General features: G+C 65.3%; 17 protein-coding genes. 10 read left to right on the top strand and 7 right to left on the bottom strand.

The genetic code is table 11. The annotated features are described in order from the left end of the window. From ACFOD9_RS07070 to ACFOD9_RS07060, 3 genes are all read right to left on the bottom strand, one after another. Nucleotides 1-1,509: an aldehyde dehydrogenase family protein gene (locus ACFOD9_RS07070; RefSeq protein WP_379509383.1), complete on the bottom strand. Its 1,509-nt coding sequence runs from the start codon at nt 1,507-1,509 to the stop codon at nt 1-3. Nucleotides 1,510-1,623: 114 nt separating this feature from the next. Then, nucleotides 1,624-2,550: a dihydrodipicolinate synthase family protein gene (locus ACFOD9_RS07065; RefSeq protein ID WP_379509382.1), complete on the bottom strand. Its 927-nt coding sequence runs from the start codon at nt 2,548-2,550 to the stop codon at nt 1,624-1,626. A gap of 108 nt (nt 2,551-2,658) precedes the next feature. Continuing rightward, nucleotides 2,659-4,227: an aldehyde dehydrogenase (NADP(+)) gene (locus ACFOD9_RS07060; RefSeq protein WP_379509381.1), complete on the bottom strand. Its 1,569-nt coding sequence runs from the start codon at nt 4,225-4,227 to the stop codon at nt 2,659-2,661. Nucleotides 4,228-4,575: 348 nt separating this feature from the next. On the opposite strand from ACFOD9_RS07060, the gene ACFOD9_RS07055 reads away from it, so the two are divergent. Both ACFOD9_RS07055 and ACFOD9_RS07050 read left to right on the top strand, forming a co-directional pair. Then, nucleotides 4,576-5,313, top strand: coding sequence for a GntR family transcriptional regulator (locus ACFOD9_RS07055; RefSeq protein ID WP_379509380.1), 738 nt, complete (start codon nt 4,576-4,578; stop codon nt 5,311-5,313). A 219-nt stretch (nt 5,314-5,532) separates the two neighbouring features. Then, on the top strand, nt 5,533-5,823 hold the full coding sequence (locus tag ACFOD9_RS07050) for a Dabb family protein (protein WP_379509379.1): 291 nt from the start codon (nt 5,533-5,535) through the stop codon (nt 5,821-5,823). Between the two features lie 69 nt (nt 5,824-5,892). Here the strand turns inward: ACFOD9_RS07050 and ACFOD9_RS07045 are convergent, their stop codons facing one another. After that, nucleotides 5,893-6,285, bottom strand: coding sequence for a MucR family transcriptional regulator (locus ACFOD9_RS07045; RefSeq protein WP_379509378.1), 393 nt, complete (start codon nt 6,283-6,285; stop codon nt 5,893-5,895). Nucleotides 6,286-6,655: 370 nt separating this feature from the next. Here ACFOD9_RS07045 and ACFOD9_RS07040 point away from each other — a divergent pair, with 370 nt between their 5' ends. The 8 genes from ACFOD9_RS07040 to ACFOD9_RS07005 all read left to right on the top strand — a co-directional run bounded on the left by ACFOD9_RS07040 (nt 6,656) and on the right by ACFOD9_RS07005 (nt 12,035). Next, nucleotides 6,656-7,402 (top strand): winged helix-turn-helix domain-containing protein, encoded by a 747-nt coding sequence (locus ACFOD9_RS07040; RefSeq protein ID WP_379509377.1) that lies wholly within the window; start codon nt 6,656-6,658, stop codon nt 7,400-7,402. Between the two features lie 244 nt (nt 7,403-7,646). Next, complete coding sequence (locus ACFOD9_RS07035; RefSeq protein ID WP_379509376.1) at nt 7,647-8,306, top strand: MarR family transcriptional regulator; 660 nt, start codon at nt 7,647-7,649, stop codon at nt 8,304-8,306. Between the two features lie 110 nt (nt 8,307-8,416). Next, nucleotides 8,417-9,388 carry an AraC family transcriptional regulator gene (locus ACFOD9_RS07030; RefSeq protein ID WP_379509375.1) on the top strand — a complete coding sequence of 324 codons (972 nt, stop codon included), beginning with the start codon at nt 8,417-8,419 and terminating at the stop codon, nt 9,386-9,388. A gap of 65 nt (nt 9,389-9,453) precedes the next feature. After that, nucleotides 9,454-9,822, top strand: coding sequence for a hypothetical protein (locus ACFOD9_RS07025; RefSeq protein WP_379509374.1), 369 nt, complete (start codon nt 9,454-9,456; stop codon nt 9,820-9,822). A 145-nt stretch (nt 9,823-9,967) separates the two neighbouring features. After that, entirely contained in the window at nt 9,968-10,270 is a 303-nt protein-coding gene (locus tag ACFOD9_RS07020) for a hypothetical protein (RefSeq protein ID WP_379509373.1), read from the top strand. Nucleotides 10,271-10,380: 110 nt separating this feature from the next. Beyond that, nucleotides 10,381-11,172 carry a response regulator transcription factor gene (locus ACFOD9_RS07015; protein ID WP_379509372.1) on the top strand — a complete coding sequence of 264 codons (792 nt, stop codon included), beginning with the start codon at nt 10,381-10,383 and terminating at the stop codon, nt 11,170-11,172. A 130-nt stretch (nt 11,173-11,302) separates the two neighbouring features. Next, on the top strand, nt 11,303-11,539 hold the full coding sequence (locus ACFOD9_RS07010; protein ID WP_379509371.1) for a hypothetical protein: 237 nt from the start codon (nt 11,303-11,305) through the stop codon (nt 11,537-11,539). Further along, nucleotides 11,523-12,035, top strand: a complete 513-nt coding sequence (locus ACFOD9_RS07005) for a hypothetical protein (protein ID WP_379509370.1) — start codon at nt 11,523-11,525, stop codon at nt 12,033-12,035. Before ACFOD9_RS07010 ends, ACFOD9_RS07005 begins: the two co-directional genes overlap by 17 nt. On the opposite strand, the gene ACFOD9_RS07000 is transcribed toward ACFOD9_RS07005, so the two are convergent. The 3 genes from ACFOD9_RS07000 to ACFOD9_RS06990 all read right to left on the bottom strand — a co-directional run bounded on the left by ACFOD9_RS07000 (nt 12,032) and on the right by ACFOD9_RS06990 (nt 18,982). Beyond that, nucleotides 12,032-12,739, bottom strand: a complete 708-nt coding sequence (locus ACFOD9_RS07000; RefSeq protein WP_379509369.1) for a hypothetical protein — start codon at nt 12,737-12,739, stop codon at nt 12,032-12,034. The genes ACFOD9_RS07005 and ACFOD9_RS07000 overlap by 4 nt on opposite strands. A 574-nt stretch (nt 12,740-13,313) precedes the next feature. After that, nucleotides 13,314-13,862, bottom strand: coding sequence for a hypothetical protein (locus ACFOD9_RS06995; protein ID WP_379509368.1), 549 nt, complete (start codon nt 13,860-13,862; stop codon nt 13,314-13,316). 68 nt (nt 13,863-13,930) lie between these two features. After that, nucleotides 13,931-18,982, bottom strand: coding sequence for a beta strand repeat-containing protein (locus ACFOD9_RS06990; RefSeq protein WP_379509367.1), 5,052 nt, complete (start codon nt 18,980-18,982; stop codon nt 13,931-13,933). Nucleotides 18,983-19,147 lie beyond the last annotated feature (165 nt).

The following is a 19,147-nucleotide window of genomic DNA, read 5'->3' as shown; positions in this document are numbered from 1 at the left end:
TCACGAGAGATACCGGCCATACCCGGTCGGATTCTGGAGAATGACCGTCTTGAGGACCGTGAACTCCTCGATCGCCTGGCGGCCGTTCTCGCGTCCGTAGCCGCTTTGCCGGATTCCCCCGATCGGGACCTCCGAGGGCACGTCGAGGAAGGTGTTGACCCACACGATGCCCGATCGCACGCGCCGCGCCATGGTCATCGCGGTTTCGAAATCGCGGGTCCAGATGGCCGAGGCCAGGCCATAGTCGGTATCGTTCGCCAGGCGGATCGCCTCTTCGGCATCGTCAAACGGGATGATCGCGATCACCGGCCCGAAAATCTCCTCGCGCGTCAGGGCGGAGCCGGCCGGCACGTCGGTGAACACCGTCGGCTCGACGAACAGGCCGCCAAGGTCCGGGCGGACCTCCCCGCCATGGAGCAGCGTGGCCGTGGCCTTGCCCTGGGCGATGTAGCCCTGGATCTTGTCGAACTGCGCCTGGTTGTTGACCGAGCCCATGACCGTGGCCGGATCGAGCGGATCGCCCACCCGGACCGCGGCCAAGCCTTCGCAGACCGCCGCCGCGAACCGGCCCGCCAACTCGCGCTGCACGTAGACGCGGCTGCCGCTGCAACATTCGGCGCCGGTGTTGTAAACGAAGCCCTTGATCACCCCGTCCACCGCTTCCTCCAGCGGAGCATCGGCAAAGACGATCGAAGGGTTCTTGCCGCCCAGCTCAAGCACGCACTTCTTGAGGTTGGCGGCCGAAGCCTCGGCGATCCTGCGCCCGGTCGCGGTGGAGCCGGTGAACGAGATCACACGGATTTGGGGATGCTCGGCCAGCCGCTGGCCCACCGGATCGCCAAACCCGGTGACGATGTTGAACACGCCGGCCGGAAGGCCCGCATCGGCAAGGATCCGCGCCAGCTCCAGCGCCGTGCCCGAAGTAAACTCGCTGGGCTTGAGCACCACCGGACAGCCGGCGGCCAGGGCATAGGGCAGCTTCTGGCTGAGCACGACCAGCGGATAGTTCCACGGGGTGATCAGCGCCACCGGACCGGCCGGGTCGCGCAGGACCAGACCGAGCTTGTCATCGCCAAGGTTGGCGTGGGCATCGCCGTGGATCGCCCGCGCCTGGCCGGCGGCGAAATTCCAGATGTCCCCGGCCCACCGCACTTCCTCGCAGGCTTGCGAAAACGGCTTGCCGGTTTCGATCGTCTCGATCAGCGCCAGCTCTTCGCAGCGGTTCCGCAGATGGTCGGACACGCGCATGAGCACGTCGGCCCGCTCGCCCGCCGGAAGGCTGGACCAGCGCCGGTCCTCGTCGGCGGCAACGGCGGCGGCCACCGCCTGGTCCGCATCCTGGGCCGAGCCGCGCGGCCATTGCGCCACCAGCGCGCCCGTCGCCGGATTGTGGCGTTCGATCACCGCGCCGTCAGCGCCGGGAACGAAGGCGCCGTCGATGAAGTGGCCATATTCGCGGACCTTGCCCGCGAAGCGCGCCAACACCTCTGCACTGGAATGATCGGTCATGATGAACCTGTCGCCGGTTGAGACATGAGGTGAAGGCGGCGGCCACCGCTTGGCGCGCCTTGCCGGCAAGGCGTGGTCGGGTCGACCGCGCGGCTGCCGGCAAGGCGCCCCGGATCAGTGGGCGGCCTTGGCGGCCTGCTTGCTCGGCTGGGTCGCCGCGGCCTCTTCGACCCACTGGATGACCTGCTTGCGCCGCTCGCCGGCCAGCGGCATCCGCGGCATCCGCACGCGCTCGCTGCCGCGGCCCATGATCTGCTCGGCCAGCTTGATCGACTGGACCAGATCATGCTCAGCATCGAGATGCAGCAGCGGCATGAACCAGCGATAGATCGCGCGGGCTTCCTCCCAGTTGCCTTCCTCGAAGGCCGCCACGAGGCGCACCGATTCTTCCGGGAAGGCGCTCGTCAGGCCCGAAACCCAGCCCGAGGCGCCCAGCATCAGGCCTTCCAGGGCAATGTCGTCCAGCCCGGCCATGACCTGGTAGCGATCGCCGAACCGGTTGATCACGTCGGTGAAGCGGCGCGGGTCCGGGGCGCTTTCCTTGACCGCGACGATGTTCTCGATGTCGGAGAGGGCATCGAGCGTGCCGAAATCGATCGACACACGGTAGGCCGGCGGATTGTTGTAGAGCATGATCGGCAGTGAGGTCGCTTCGGCCACCGCGCGGAAATGCGCCTCGAGCTCGGCCGCGGTCGGCACGTAGACCATCGCGGGCAGGACCATCAGCGCGTCGACGCCGATCTTCTCGGCATCCTTGGCATAGCGGATCGCCCGGTCGGTCGAGAGTTCCGACACGCCCGCGACCAGCGGGACGCGCCCGCCCACGGCTTCGACGCCGGCCGCCAGCAGCGCGCGCTTTTCCTCCGGTTCGAGCGAGTTGTTCTCGCCGCAGGTGCCCAGCAGGATCAGGCCGTTCACCCCATCGTCGACCAGGCACTTCTGGACGTTCTGCGATGCATCCAGGTCAACCGAGAGATCGGCTCTGAACTGCGTGGTGGCCGCGGGATAGACGCCCCGCCAGAGGGCCGTCGAAACAGACATGGACATAATCCTCCTTGATTGCGCGCCCTATGTATATTGTATCCAATATACACGCAAGCGGAGTTTTCGCAGCCGCTGCGCGCCGTGCCCGGCCGCGCCGCCAGGCCGCTAGGCGCCGTCGACCAGCCGGGGAATCGCCAGCGGATTGGCCGACTTCAGCTCGTCGGGAAGCAGGGCCTCGGGCATATCCTGGTAGCTGACGGGCCGGAGGAACCGGTCGATCGCCAGGGTCCCGACCGAAGTGGTGCGGCTGTCGCTGGTGGCGGGGAACGGCCCGCCGTGCACCATCGCATGGGCCACCTCGACCCCGGTCCCGAAGTTGTTGAAGATGATCCGGCCAACCTTTCGCTCAAGCAGCGGCAGCAGGCCTTGAACCAGCCCGGCATCGCCGTCCGCCACGTGCAGCGCGGCGGTCAATTGCCCCTGCAAGGCCCGCAGGACCGAATGCAGCTCGGCCGCCTCGCCGCAGCGCACAAGCAGCGCGGCGGCGCCAAACACCTCCTCCTGCAGCGCCGGATTGGCAAGGAAGGCCTTGGCCGACACCGAGAACAGCGCGGCCTGGCCCTGGTTGCCACTCGCCGCCCGGCCCCGCCCGGCCAGCGTCACCTCGCCGGCAGCGCCAAGGCGGTCCACGCCCTCGCCATAGGCCCGCGCGATGCCCGCCGTAAGCATGACCTGGGGTTCGGCGCTCGCCATGGCCAGGGCGGCGCCCTCCACGAAGGCATCCAGCCCCTCGCCTTCAACCGCCACCAGCAGGCCGGGATTGGTGCAGAACTGGCCCGCCCCCAGGGTCACCGAGGCCACGAAGGCGCGGGCGATCTCCGGCGCGCGCTCGGCCAGGGCGCCGGGCAGGAGCAGCACCGGATTGATCGAGCTCATCTCGGCATAGACAGGAATGGGTTCCGGGCGGCCTTGCGCCACCTCCAGCAGGGCCAGCCCGCCCGACCGGCTGCCGGTGAAGCCGACCGCCTTGATCCGGGGATCGGCGACCAGCGCCCGGCCGATATCGGTCCCGTTGCCGAACAGCAGCGAAAAGACGCCGGCCGGCAGCCCGCATTCGGCCACGGCCTGCTGCACCGCCTTGCCGACCAGTTCCGACGTGCCGGGGTGGGCGCTGTGAGCCTTGACCACCACCGGGCAGCCCGCCGCCAGGGCCGAGGCCGTGTCCCCTCCGGCCACCGAGAACGCGAGGGGGAAGTTGGACGCCCCGAATACCGCCACCGGCCCCAGGCCGATCATCCGCAGGCGCAGGTCGGGACGGGGCGCCGGCTGGCGGTCGGGCTGGGCCGGATCGACCCGCGCCTCGAGAAACCGCCCGGCCCGCACGACCTCGGCAAACAGCCGCAACTGGGTGACGGTGCGGCCGCGCTCACCTTCGAGCCGGCCGCGCGGCAGCCCGGTCTCGGCCATCGCCCGCTCGATCAGCGCATCGCCGATGCCCAGGATATTGGCCGCGATGCGTTCGAGAAAGTCGGCACGGGCGCCAAGCGGCAAGGCACGGAACGGATCGAACGCCTCGTCCGCGAGCCCGCAGGCCCGCTCCACGTCGGCCAGGCTCGCGCCGGGATAAGCCGGATCGAGCCGTTCGCCGGTGGCCGGATTCCATCCGTGGATGGCCTGGCCCGATCCCGAAATCCTGTCAGCCCCGATAAACAATTCGCCCGAAAGTCCTGTCATTTCCAACCCATTCGTGTTTGGCGAGGCCGGCCGATCGCCAGTCTCGCAGCCTGTGTGCGGCGGCGACCCGGTGCGGCGCCTTGCCGCCATCCGGCCGCGCGCCGCGCGGATCGGCCCGCACTCGATAAATCGTATATTTCATCCAATCATATTATATACTATGCGTCAACACGCCAGCCTTGGCGAGAGCGGCGGATCAGGCCATCGGCCCTGGCCACCTGCCGCCGTCCGGTCCGGAATTCGCCGGTCCGGGCATCGGTTCCTTTGTCATGCATCCGAATTCCGGTAATAGGCCGTCGGGATCGACAGGCCGACGTCCCCGTGGTGATCGGTTGGCAGGAGAAGCAGATGAATTCCGGCCTGAAACGGCAAACCGTCACAGCCGAAGTGTGCGATTGGCTGCGACAGAAGATCGTCGCGGGGGAATACCAGGGCGGCCAGCCGCTCCGGCAGGACTCCATCGCCGCCGAACTCGACGTGAGCCGCATCCCGGTGCGCGAGGCGCTCCTGCAGCTCGAAGCCGAAGGCCTGGTCGCCATCCAGCCGCACAAGGGCGCGGTCGTGGCGGAAATGAGCATCGACGATGCCCGCGAAATCTTCGATGCGCGCTACCTGCTGGAACCCGGGCTGGTCCGCGCCGCGATTGAAAACGCCACCGAGCAGGACATCCTCGACGTGGCCGCCGCGCTCGCGCGCTATGAAAACGGCATCAAGGCGAAAGCTCCCCCCTCGGAACTGTCCCAGTACAACTGGGCCTTCCACAATGCCATGTGTGCACCGGCCAAGCGCCCCCGGATCATGGCCATTGTAGCCTCGTTGCACGCCACGTCGGATCGCTATCTCCAGCTCCAGATCAACCTGGCGAAAGCCCAGGCCGAAGCCACCAAGCAGCATCGCCAGCTCTATGAAGCCTATGCCGCGCGCGACGCCGACAAGGCGGTCGAACTCGCCGGCGAACACATCCGCGCCGCCGAAAACGACGTGTTCGAACAGATCGCCAAGATGCAGCAAGGCACCCCCGCGCCCGCCAAGACGTCGGCGACATCCAGGCGGCGGACGACGGCGCGAACCTCCGGGGCAAAGTGATTGCCGACCACGGCGCAGACCGAAGCGAACGTCCGCAAGCCCTTGATCTGACGGCAGCAGCGCATCGCCTCCGCCTGCCGGAACGGCAGGTTAGTGCTCTCGGCCCGGCGGTCGGCCCGGCGGTCGACCTCGCGCTTGGGCGCGACCTATGCCCATTGCGCGCGCCCCGCAAACAAGGCTAGGTTTTCGCGTCCCTTCCAGCCATTTCGCGTGACTTTCATGCTGATCCATATGTTCGCATTCCGGTGGCTGCCCGCCGCCACCGCTGATGACAAGGCGCGCGCCCTCCAGGAGCTCCGCGCGTTCGCCGGCAGGATCCCCGGCATGATCGAAATTCATGTCGGCACGAACCTGGCCGCCCGCCATGCCGGATACGAGACGGGCGGCGTGATGAAGTTCACCGACCAGGCGGCGCTGACCGCCTATGGCGACCATCCGCTGCACCAGGCGCTGCTGGCTTGGCTGCTGCCGCTGATCGAGCCGATCGAGGTCGACTTTCCTTCAGAGTGATTGGCCATCTTCAACGCCGATCACGCTGCCGGTCACCCGGAGGATCGCGTCAGGGCTTGGGCAGCAAGGTCAGGCAGCGGCCTTGTGGCCAAGCTGATGGTCCAGGGCGATCTGCTTGCGACGGGCGGAATAGTCTGGCGCGACAATCGGCGCGTCCGGCTTGAGCCCCCAACGGGCGCGGTAGCCTTCGGGAGTGAGATCATGCGCCAGGCGAAGATGCTGCTTGAGAGACTTCATGACCCGGCCGCAATCGAGACAGGTCACCGCGCCGGGCTTGATGGCGCGCTTCACGTCGACGGCGGGAACAGGCGGAACCAGGATCGCCTCATTGGCTTTCACGGCCTCCAGCGCGACCGCGATCGACTGGATGACCTGCGGAATATCTTTCGTTTCAAGCGGATTGTTGCTCACGTAGGAGGAGACGATATCTGCCGTGAGGGTGATGATTGCTTCGCGATCCATATTCAGCCTACCTGCCAATTGACCGGGTGACGCGCTTTCCCGCCCGTTGAATGGCCTCACTCTCCCGCGTTCCCATCAGCCGGGAAATAGTCGAAAAGCCCGGGTTCGATCACAATCGGTTTAGGTCGCTTGCAGTAACCCGGGAAAGGTTCCGGCAGTTCCCGGTTCGGTTTGCATGACGCAACCAGCTTCCCACGATCGGCCTGCCAGTCGCTTTCAGGTCCGATCGCCCGAGGGCCAACCGCCACGCATCGCACCAAGCCCCGGAATCCAACCTACGGCCGTAAACCACTGGCTTATTTGAATGAGCCATCCGCGAACCGATGATGGTTGCCATATTTCACAGGCAATCACCGCGATGACACCGAACATGACTTTTCGCGACGGCCGGCCAGCGAACGACGACGAGCCTGGCCCCCCGCCGTCATGCATGGCCTCCCCTGGCCCCGTCCAATCGCGTGCGATCCTTGGCCCCGTCAGGTTGATTGGCCTGCGAGATGCCGCTTACGCGGAGCGGCTGGCGTGGTTGGACCAGTGGATTGAAGCCGACGCCGTCCTTCCGTTCGAGAACGAGAACCTGCGGATGATCTCGCAGGCCGACCGATCATTTTCCATTCTGGTTCTCCATGGCGACGATACGCGGCGAATGGCCCGCATATTGCGCGACTGGCGCAGCCTCCTCCCCGGCAAGTTGCTTGTCGCGTGCCTGTCCGCATCCACCCCGGACGAGCGGGCGGACCTGCTGCGCTCCGGCGGCGACTTCGTGTTCGATATCAGCACCCCCGGGCCGTTGGCCTTCGCCGCGCTGACAGCAGGGTTGCGCCGCCGCTTGGCTGCCAGCGCGCCTGCGGGTGCGCCGGCCGACGCGGTAAGTCTGGATGCCCCGCTGACCCGCGCGGAAGTCGCCATCCTCGAAGTCCTGCACGAGAACGACGGCCAGACCGTACCCTATGGCCAAATTCTCGATCGGCTCGGCAAGTCTGGCACCAGCGAGGCGGTGAAATGCCTGCAAGTGCAGATCCAGCGGCTACGCAGGAAGATCCGCTCCGGCGCATCGATCGAGAATGCCAAGTCCCAGGGCTACCGCGGCGAATTTGATCGCCCCCGGTTCGCCTGACCTGTGACCGGCGCCCCCCTGCTGACGCCCCATGCACCCCGCCGTTGAACCGCCCCGCACTCCGCCTGAGGCGCCCACGGCCTGCGAACGGCGTGGCCTGGATGTATTCGCGCCGCCGTTGCAACAGGCCTGCGCCGTCCTAATTGCCGATCGCGCCACGAGCCATCTCGCTGACCTTACCCGCCACGCGCGCCTTCTAGGCTATCCCACGCGTGTCACGACCACCATTCGCCAAGCGCTAAATGTGATCAATGACGATCACACGATCGGCATCATCCTGATGGAAAGTCGGATGGGCCGCTTGGACGATCTGGAATTTCTGGACCAGATCACAGCGATGCGGCCCTTCTGCGCCCCGATCATCCCGATCGTCATAACCGACGATTGCTCGCTTGTGCATGGGGTCGCCGCCTTGCGAGCGGGCGCGCGCGACTTGTTATCGCTACCAATGTCGCAAGATGTTTTCGCATCGGCCTTGCGGCGCGCTGCAAGAGCCTGGCACCGCCTGCGATCACGCGAACAACTGGTCCTGGGGGCACAGCCCGGTTCCCCAATGACCCATTCGCCCAAGATGGATGGGGCGGCGCAGTTGGCACAACTGAAGTTGCTAATTCACGACCAGCACCTTCGCCATGTCCATGTTGGTGAGCAGCTTTTCTGCGATCCGGCGTGGGATATCTTGCTGTCCGTCGCCGCTGCCGGATTGAACAACAAGGCAATTCCCGTATCCCGTGCCTGCGCTTCCAGCCGCGTTCCTTTGAGCACGGCGCTTCGCCACGTTACCAAGTTGGTCGAAGCCGGCCTTATCCATCGCCGCAAGGATCCCAACGACCGCCGCCGGGATCTGCTCGAACCGACACCGCCGACCTTGGCGACAATGGCCAACTTCCTGGCCACGGGATGAAGCCTGCCGGCCGGGCGTTACAAGTGCTTGCTCTCAGAACACTATCACATCTGTAATGAAAGCCATTCGCAATTGAGGAAATCGGGGGACTGCGCCGCCAAGTTCAGGCCATGCACTTATATTCCCTTCCCTTTGGTCAGGATGCCGCAACCGAATTCGACCGGCCAGACCACTATGCCGACGGCCTGCAACTGTTGCTGCCCTCGCTGGAGGCGCGCAGCCTTTCCGGCCTCGACGATTTTGCCTCGATCATCGCAAAGCGGCAAGTCGATGGCATCGGATTGATCGCCAATGCCTCCACTCCGCTGGAAGCCAGTGTCGGGCAGTCGAACGGCTGGCACCTGCTGGTTCCGTGCAACGGCAGCGGTGTTCTGCGCTGCGAAAATACGGATCATGACTTGGCCGCCGGGCGCGACGCCATTCTTCTCCCCAATCTTGCCCGCACAAGCCAAACTTCCGCCGGATCGGCGGCCATCGTCGCGATCGACATCGCACGGCTGAACGCCACGCTGGCCGCCCACGCCGGTCCCGATGCCCCCGCACCTCGCCTTTGCGAACGCCCTCACCTGCTCGATCTCGAGCGTCGCCCCGCCGCCTTCCCGACCTTCCTGGCGATTTCGCGGCTGATCGATGCCGTGCAGGAGGATCCGGCCCTGGCCCACCAGTTCGGCGTGGGCGACCTGATCTACCGCTGGGTCGCCGCGAACCTGGCCGGCGACGAGGCGAAGGCGGTGCAGCCTGCGCCACCACCTTCCCGACTGGACGAATTGTGCGACCGCATCCGGGCATCACGAAACCGCCCGCTTACGCTGACCGAAATGTGCCGGGAAAGCGCCATGTCGGCCCGGACCCTGCAATATGCCTTTGCCACAAGGTTTGGTTGTTCGCCGATGGAATGGCAGCGCCGGGAGCGGATGCTCATGGCCCAGGCCCTGCTCCTGGAAGGCCAAACCCGAAACATCACCGAGCTGGCGATGGAACTCGGCTTCTCCTCATCGGCAGCATTCGCCACCCAATACCGCCGCTATGTGCACGAGCCGCCCTCCTCCACGCTGAGGCGCTCAGGCCGGTCCATTGCGTAAAATGAATGGGCATTTGCGTTTCCTTGAAAGCCAGAAATCCTGGTTCTGGCTACGAATGCAAGAATATGAGTTACACATTGCCGTCCGCGAACCGCCCCTACGCCATGCTAAAAAAGATCGACAAAGCCTTTGATCACCTTCTCGAAGCCCAGGAACTCATCCATTCAATGCACTGGACCCATGTCCCCACCGCACGCGCACTAGGAAACCTCGTCGCTCATCGGATCACTATTGCCATGAAACAGTTGATGGGCATCGCCTCCACCGATGACCGCAGCAAACTGACCTCCCTGGCCTCCGCGGTTACCCACGCGGCGATGAGCGCCCCGCAGGCCGCCAAGATCAAGCCGCACAGGCGAGGCGCCGAATGCTTCGATGCCGACACCTATATATCAGGCCTGATCCTCCAGGCCCTGGAGACGCAACCGCGATAATCGCCGGCCAGCGATCCGGGGCGAGGCGCTGACTCCGCCCCACCTATAAACGGTTGGACTACTCTTGTGGTCTTCGCGCTGATTCAGGCCGTGCGTTCTCGCGCCTATACGCCTCCAAAGTGTTACGAGGCTATCGGGGCGATTTATGGCGATGCATCTGAATCGGGCTCACGCGCGCCGACAATCGGTTTCCGCCGCCCCCGGGTTCGCGGCCAACGCCCGATCATCCCGTTCCATTGGATGCAATCCTGCTCCGCGCGGCGCTTGGGGCGTCCTCGCGCAGGCGCGCGCCGCGGCGCAAGCGGGGATCGCGCAGGACCGCGAGAACGTCGCACGTCCCGCCTCGCTGCGTCCGCTGACCAAGGCATTCATCGTTTCGGCCCTGGCGATCACGGCTTGGCTCATCGTGCTTGCGCCAATCTGGGCACTGCACCGCCTGCTGAACTGAGGCCGCCGGCCCCGCGCAAGCGGCCAGATAGATCCACCTAATCGTGGATTAGTTCCAAATCGACAATAAAATACAATGACTTTGATGGCCCTTCGGGCGCAGGGGGGATCATGTCCGATATACCGGAAAACACCAAATGGTCGCTCAACAACGCCGGCTTATGCGGCATCCGCACATTCTTGCGGCCCTGCCAATCGCCCGAAGCGGCCTCGCTCCCGGATAGCGGTTTTCCGCTGCATCCCATCTGCAAGCCGGACAATGAAACGGTCTACATCGTTGACGACGATGAGGCCTTTCTGGAGGAAGCCGTCGAAGCGGTGGAACTGTTTGGCCATCGCGTACGCGGCTTCCGCTCGGGCAACGAACTGCGCGAGATCGCCGAGGACGATCCGACCGGATGCCTGCTGCTGGACATCAAGTTGCCCGGTCAGGACGGCATCAGCATTCACGAATGGATCGTCAAGAACGGCTTCGCGCTGTCGGTCATCTACGTCTCGGGAACCCAGGATGTGGGGACCGTCGCCCACTGCATGAAGGCGGGCGCGGTGGAATTCATCCAGAAGCCATTCGGGGAAATGGCCCTGCGAAATGCCATTCACATTGGCATCGCCCAATCGCGCAAGATGCGCTGCTGGTCGCAGAGCACCCAGCTGGTCAGGGCACTTGTCGGCACCCTCACACCGACAGAGCTGCTGGTCGCCCAGATGATCGCAAAGGGCTTCCCCACCAAATCGATCGCCAGCGACATGGATCGCAGCGAGAACACGGTCAAGATCCATCGGCACCGCATCTTTTCCAAGCTGAAGGTCAACTCCACCGCCAGCGTGGCCAATATCCTGGGGCAACTCGACGAAGCCCATTTCCGGTCCACCTTCCAGAACGCGGACCTGGCGCCGGCCTGAAGGTCCGTCTCGCCAAGACCCAACGCCTAAGCCAACGGACTATGCCGAGTGGCCGAAATAGCCACGCCAGCGGCCCGACTGGCGTTCCAACTATCGACGGCTGCGGCATCGATGCCTGAAAATCAGCCCCATGACAGATGCTGCCACAGGCTCCGAACGCGATTCCATCTCCGGATGGCTGGCCACCTATTGCGAAGAGATCCAACAGCGCGCCCGCACCAGCCACGGCCGGTTCCGCGCCGTCGCGGTTTGCGAGCTCACGACCGCACGGGCGATCCTGCGAGCGATCCAGACCGGCGCCGGCGCCGACGCCGACAACCAGTTGAAGGCAGGGTTCCGGCGACCGGGGCATGACCGGCAAGCCTGACCTGATCGCCGTGGCCGCATTGCTGGGCCTCGCGGGCCTGCTGGCAGCCCCGGCCAGCTCGGGGAAACCGGCCGTGGCGCCACCCCGGCCCCGCCCTGCCGCCACGACGGCCACCGTTCCGGCCGGTTGCCATACCGCCGAATTGCCGCCGGTGAACGCTGCGCGCTATCAGGAAATCACCCTGCCCGCGCCGCTTGCCAACCAGACCGCGAGCGCAATCCTTGAACGGCTGGGCCGGCCCGTCCTGTTCGAGCGGGAAGGTGATGCCCGCAAGCTGCAATTCCGCGCAAATGGCTGCGTGCTCGACATCTACCTTTACCCGGCAGAAGCCTCGCCCGACCCACGCGCCACCTTCGCCGATGCCCGGCGCCGTTCCGATGGGCGCAATGTCGACAAGCAGGCCTGCCTCGACAGGATTGCTGCAGAACGGCTGCCGGGCCGATCCTGTTCGGGCAGCCGCGATAGCGCCGCCGCCCAAGGCCGGCCCACGCGCTAATCCGCGGCCCTGTAGAACAGTTTTCGCCAAATCGGCCGCCGCGCCTCGCGCAGTTGGCGCCGCAATCTCTCCACGCGGGACTGCAATTCGAGGCCGCGATGGTGATACTGTCGCTCGTTGGTCCTGAACTGGGCGATCTGGACGAGCAGCTGGCTCTTTTCTCCCCCTTCGCGGGTGAGTTGCCCATCCAGTTGGCGAACCCAGTCTTCCAGCTTGTCGACCTCGGCCCGCAAGTGCTGGTTCGTCCGTTCGGCGGCAACCAGCCGCAGCTCGATCGCCCGGCGCTCATCCTTTTCGCTCAAGGCGATGCGATGGAGCCGCTCAATGTGCCGATAGGCCGATCGCAACGTATCGATCACCAGCTCCTCGCGTGCGGCCTCGCCTTGCCGGTTTTCCGCCGGGCCATCAGGACCGGACAGCGCCGCCGTGGGTGTCTTGTGAGCATCGCGCATCAGATCGGCCATCTCACGCTCAGGCATCTGGATGTAGGATGGCGCTCCAGGCCGGTTGCCGGGAACCACACGCCACCGCCCCGCGGCCACCGCCCGCCGGACCCTCGTCCGCGCCGCAACCAGGGAAATCCCCAGCTCCTCGGCAAGCTGACGATAGGTCAGCGTGACCAGATCAGCTTCCTTCAGCAATGCGCGGCCTTTTCGCGGAAAGCAGTCGCCTGGAATCTCTGCCCCCGGGTCGCGGACGGCCATGGCTCGTGCGCGTGGGTGCGGCAGTTCCAGCGCCCCACCGCTTCAGCAATCCGCGAACCTGCGCCGCCGCAACTTCCGTTTCGCAGCCGAGATCGAACACGACATCCGCCCCGGCCCTGTAGAGCGCCGAACGTTCGGATGCCGTGGACGAATCAACCACGGCGGCGATCAGGGTTCCTTGAAGCTGCGCCCACCAATGATGAACCAGACCCTGCAGTGCAGTCGCATGGCCGGAATGGATCACAAGCAAGTCGAAGCCGCGACTAGCCATATCCCGCTCCCACGGCACCTGCCCCCCGACAGGGGAAGGTAGCCACGAAGCGATCCAGGCCAACCGCGCGTCCACCGCGCCGTCCGTAGTACCCTCCACCCTTGCCGCGAACCCAACCATTGCGGGATCCCATTGGCAAAGCGTCGAAGTGTTTCCCGCGTTTGGAACGGTTCGAGAGGCTGCCGGAAGGCTTACCGAGGTCGGCATACAGACCTGCTCTCCATTTCCAATATCCGTGCAAAAGCGCCGTCGCGGAAATATTGTTGATAGTTCTGCGGAAGCCACAACCGCATCCTCAAAGGATCAATTAGGCTTTGTCACTCCAACCGTCAGAATGGATATCTTCCAGGAATTATCGACCCGCTCATACTGTATATCGAAGGTGATATTTGACGGATTTGAAGGGATGACTCCGATCAATCTGATCCTCGAACCATCGAATATCGGATTCTGCTTGAGGCGAGGACCCAGAACAAGCGCAGGATACAGCGAGATTCCATTCTGCCGGAAAGGTGCGAAGTTCTGCGAAAGTGCCTGTGGCGAATTGGCCTTCTGAAAGGTCGGTGAACCCAGTGCGTACAGGACGCTGTAGTTGTTCGTGGCGTTAGCCCCATTCAGCGTCTCGAGCGCCGAACGGATCAAGATCAACAAGGTGGCGCTGTCCGGACCGGACTGGGCAGAGGCGGCCTGCTGGCTCGCCGGCGCATTGGCGCCGGCCTTGGCCCCGGAAGCTGGCTGAGCTGAAGACGCTCCAGACTTGGCCCCGGTGTTAACCGGCTTGGCCTGCCCGAATGCCGGTTGTGCCAGCGCCCCCGCCGCAAGGAAGATCAGGAAGGTTGAGGCGGCTTTCATGATGGATACCTTCAGTGCAGGTCAGGCGCGATGGGGCGAGACCTTGCGGCCTCGCCCCATCAGGATCGTCAGAACTTGATGCTGGCGCCGACGGCGGCCCCGAACGAGTCCTTGCCGAAGCCCACGTTGGCACCGACGCCCACGCCATCCGGGGTGACCGCCTGAAGGCGAACAGCACCGGCCCACTGGCCCTCGAACGTACCGACACCACCGGCAATGCCGCTTTCGCCCTCGAGCAGGACCATCGGAGCCGCGTTCATCGCAAGGCCCATCGCCACACCCTGGTAGGCCCGGTCCGCGCGCCGCGTGAGCAGGTCGAAGTGGGCGGTCTCGCGCTGGTCCAGCGAGGTCAGTCGGGTGTTGGTCTCGAACAGCTGCGCGCCGGTCACCGCCTCGGTCGAGGTTGCCGACAGGGCGCCGTTGGCCAGGCCGCTGATCTTGCCGCCATTGCCGCCGTTGATCACCACGCTGCCGGCGCGAACCTGACCGGTGCCGGTCTGGATGTTGCCTGCCGTGGTGGTGTAGCTGCCGGTCACCGCCATGTTCCCGCCAACCGAGGCATTGCCCGCCACGGTAAGGTTGGTGCCGACCGAAGCCGCGCCGGTCGAGACCAGGGCCGCACCGGTAACCGTGCCGTTGGTGGTGGTGATGTTGCCGTTGGTGGTCGAATAGTCACCCGAAACCGCAAGGTTGCCGGTCACCGAGCTGTTGCCGGTGATCGCCGCGCCGCCGCTGGAGACGGTCAGCCCATTGGCCACCGTGGCCCCGCCGTTGGCCGCCAGCGCGCCCGTCAGCGTGGTCGCACCGGTCACCGCCAGCGTGCCGCCGATGGTGGCGTTGCCGCTGTTGTTGATCGTGGTCGAGTTCAGGTTGGCGACGTTGTTGATGTCGCCGTTCGTCATGTCGAGGTTGCCCGCGATCATCGCGTTGCCGGTGTTGCCGACCGTGAACGTATTCCCGTTTGTCGTGTCGGTCAGGGTCAGCCCGCTGTTATCGAGCGTCTGCGTGGTCGACGTGGTGCCGCCATGCAGGACGATCGCCGTCTGGTTGACCCGGACGTAGCTGCTGCCCGCCTGCAGGTTGGACTGGGTGGCCAGCGCACCGCCGATCGTGTTGGTGCCAGCCTGGTTGCCGCCGACGATGTTGCCGGTGACGTCGAGGTTGTCGGCCACGGTGACGTTGCCCGAGCTGTCGCTGATCGCGCCGGCGCCCATGTCGATGCCGCCATTGGTGGTCAGCACGCCGGTGAGCGTGGTCGCCCCGGTCACCGCCAGGGCGCCGCCGATGGTGGCGTTGCCCGAAGTGCCCAGGGTGTTGGTGCTGATGTTGCCGGTGTTGGAGATGCCGTTGGTCATCGTGAGGCCCGTGGTGAGCGTATCGCCGTGGGTCGTCAGGTTGCCGTAGAGCTGGGTATCGCCGGTCTGCGTAAGGTTGCCGGTGTTGGTGATGCCGTGGGTCGTGGTCGCCCCGGCCACCGCCAGGGTGCCGCCGACCGTGGTGTTGGCGCTGACGGCCAGGTTGCCCGTGACCGAGCTGTTGCCGGTGATCGCTGCGCCGCCGCTGCTGACAGTCAGGCCATTGGCGACGGTGGCGCCGTTATTGGCGGTCAGGAGGCCATTGACGGTCTGGCCACCGTTGACGGTCTGGCCGCCGTTGATGATCGAACCGCCGCTGACGGTCTGGCCACCCGTAACGGCGAGGCCGTTATTGATCGTTGCGCCCCCGTTGGCAGTGAGCGCGCCGGTCAACGTGGTGGTGCCGCCAACCGCGAGATCGCTGTTCGGACCAACCAGGGTCAGGTCGCCGGTCTGGCTGGTGTTGCCCGTCTGGGTCAGGTCGCCGGTCAGGGCAACGTTGCCGTTCTGGGTCAACACGCCGTTGTTGGTGATGCCGCCGTTGGTGGTCAGCAGGCCGGTCAGGGTGCTGGTGCCGGTGACCGCAAGGGTGCCGCCGACCGTGGTGTTGGCGCTCACGTCAAGGTTGCCCGTGACCGAGCTGTTGCCGGTGATCGCCGCGCCGCCGCTGGTGACAGTCAGGCCATTGGCGACGGTGGCGCCGTTATTGGCGGTCAGGAGGCCATTGACGGTCTGGCCACCGTTGACGGTCTGGCCGCCGTTGATGATCGAACCGCCGCTAACGGTCTGACCACCCGTAACGGCGAGGCCGTTATTGATCGTGGCGCCGCCGTTGGCAGTGAGCGCGCCGGTCAACGTGGTGGTGCCGCCAACCGCGAGATCGCTGTTCGCCCCAACCAGGGTCAGGTCGCCGGTCTGGCTGGTGTTGCCAGTCTGCGTCAGGTCGCCGGTCAGGGCAACGTTGCCGTTCTGGGTCAAGGTGCCGGTGTTGGTGATGCCCGCCGTGGTGGTGAGGCCGGTCACGTTCAGCGTATTGTTGATCGTGGTCGCACCGTTCAGCGTGGTGGTGCCGCCAACCGCGAGGTTGTTGGTCACCGCCGCCGAGTTCAGCGTGGCGAGGCCCGTGGTGTTCAGCGTGGCGGTGCTGATGTTGCCGGTGTTGGTGATGCCGTTGGTGGTCGTCTGGCCGGCCACCGAAAGGGTGCCGCCCAGCGTGGTCGTGCCGTCCACGATCAGGTCGGTGCCGGCCCCCACCAGGTGAACGTCGCCGTTCATGGTGCTGGCGCCGTTCACGGTCAGGCCGCCGGCGCCCGCGGTCAGCGAGTTGCCGGAAACCGCGCCGCTGGCCGTCACGCTGGAGCCGCTGATCGCCCCGGTGGACGACAGGCTGCCAACGCTGGCGGCCCCCGCCACGCTGAGCGAACCCGAGCTGAGCGCGCCGGTCACCGTGGCCGAACCCATCGTGGCCGAACCGAAGTTGGCGCTGGAGCCATAGACCGTGCCCAGCGACGTCCCGACGTTGCCGCTGATCGTGGTCAGGCTGCCGCTCGTGGTGGTGAAGCTGCCGGTCGTGCTGGTGGCGCCGCCGCTCAGCGTGGCAAGGCCGCTGACGCCCAGCGTACCGCCAACCGTCGCGTTGCCGGTGTTGTTCAGCGTCGTCGAGTTGACCGTCGTCGAGTTGACCGTGGTGATGTTGCCGGTGTTGGCCGTGATCGATCCCACGTTGCTGATGTTCGAACCATTGAGGTCAAGGCCGCCGGCCAGCGTCGTGGTGCCCGAAACGTTCAGGCTGTCGGCGATCTGGACCGGGCCGGCGCCGCCGTTGGAGATCGCGCCCGTGACCGTGAGGGTGTCGGTGGTCAGGCCGTTGGAGACGGTCGCCCCGTCATAGATGTTGGTGGAACCGTAGAGATAGGTGCCCAGGGTGCTGACCACCTCGGCCGCGTTCATGACGCCGCCCACGGTCAGGTCGCTGGCCGCACCCAACAGCGCCACGTCTCCCGTGATGTTGACCGCGCCGGTCTGGGTGAGGGTGCCGGTGTTGGTCAGCCCGCCGGTGTTGGCGATGCCGGCCGTGGTGGTGGTCCCGGTAACGGTCAGCCCGTTGTCGACGGTCGCGCCATTGTAGAGGTTGGTGAAGCCGTTAACCTGGGTGTTGCCATCCAGCAACGTGTTGCCTTGAATTTGCGCCCCGTTGCCCGAGTAGAGGCCGCCATACGCATAGGTCATCCCCTGCGTCTGCGTGTAGCTCCCATTGTAGACAGATCCATCGATCTGCGTGGACCCGGTAATATGAGTGCCGGCCAGCTGCGTATAGCCGAAGGCGGTGAGGCTGCCGTTCACCGTCGCGCTGCCTTGCAGCGAGGTGTTGTTTGCCACCGTCAGGCCATCGTTGACGAGGACGTTGCCGGCCCCACCGTTGTCGATGCCGCCGGTAACCACGAGGTTGCCGTTGTTGGTCAGCGTTCCGGTGTTGGTGAGGCCGCTGGTGGTGAGCGTCCCACCCACGGCGACGTTGCCGGTGGCGGTGATGTTCTGGACACCAGTGATGCTGCCATTGTTCGTGCCGTCGGACAGGTCGAGACCGGAGCCGTTGGTATCGATGCCGCCATTCGCGCTCAGCGCGCCGGTCACACCCAGGTTATCCCAGACAACCACGCCATCGCCGGAACCACCCGAGCCATTCCGGATGGTGCCGTTGACGACCAGATCGCCGGTGGCGACGATATCGGAGCCGGAGATGTTGTTTGCCGTGATATTGCCGCCGACCGAAGCGTTGCCGGTGGTGGCCAGCGTGTCGGTGGTGAGGCCGCCGGTGTTGGTAATGCCGTTCGTGGTGCTGACGCCGCCCACGCTCAAGGCGCCGCCCACGGTCAGATCGCTGCCGCTGCCATAAAGCGTGACGTCGCCAGTGTTGGTCAGCGTGCCGGTGTTGTCCAGGCCGCTCGTGGTCGTGGAGCCATAGACCTGAAGACTGCTCGCCGTGGCATCGCCGGCATGCAGCAACGTGATGTCTGCATGACCAATCATGGCATTGGACGAATCAATATTGTTGGCGCCGGTGATGGACCCGCCGCTCATGCTGATCGAGTTGGTCGAGAGTGTCCCACCCACGGCGACGCTGCCGGTGGTCGAGATGGAGTTGGCCGAGATGCCGTCGGCACTGATGTCACCGCCGCCGGACAGGGTCAGGTTGCCGGCGATGGTGGTGTTGCCGCTGACATCGAGCTGATCGTTGATCGTGACCACGCCGCCGCTGCCGACGCCATCGTTCGTGATCGTGGGCGCGGTGATCGTTCCGCTCGAGGTCAGGCTGCCGGTGCTGATTGCGCCCGTGTTGGTAATGCCGTTGGTCGAGGCGGCGCCCACGATAGTGGCACTGCCGTCGACGAGCAATTGGTCACCAACTTCGACCGCCGCTGGGCTGGCGAGGCCATCATTCCGGATCACACCCGTCAGGACGACGTCGCCCCCCCCGCTGCTGCCGATCACAACGAGATCGCCGCCCGTAATGGTAACGTTGGAAGTGGTATTGATCTGGCTGGCGGTAATCACGTCAGTCGTGATGTCGCCCGTGCCGGTGGTGATGTTGCCGCCATTCGTGTTGAGCGCCGCACCCGAAACGTTCCCGCTTGCGGTATCAGTGGCGACGGTATCGGCCGGGTTCGTGCCGATCGTCACCTGCGCCTGCGCGGCCGACGCCATGACCACCGATGCCAGCAGCGTGGTCGAACCCAGCAGCATTCTCTTGCGAACAGACATCATGAAATTGGCCCCCGTCTAGGAAATTCAAACACCAGCACAAGCCGACTCAAAGCAGCCGGATTGCATCAAGAGCAGTCGGTAGGCCGCCGCAGTCTGGCCGATCAATTTGAATCCTTGCAGATAAACCAATGGATTATACGAATAGATCACTCATCTATTCTTAGG

It is taken from the genome of Novosphingobium bradum (assembly GCF_042646485.1).
Classification (GTDB): domain Bacteria; phylum Pseudomonadota; class Alphaproteobacteria; order Sphingomonadales; family Sphingomonadaceae; genus Novosphingobium; species Novosphingobium bradum.
This window is presented reverse-complemented; position numbering and strand designations above follow the sequence as displayed.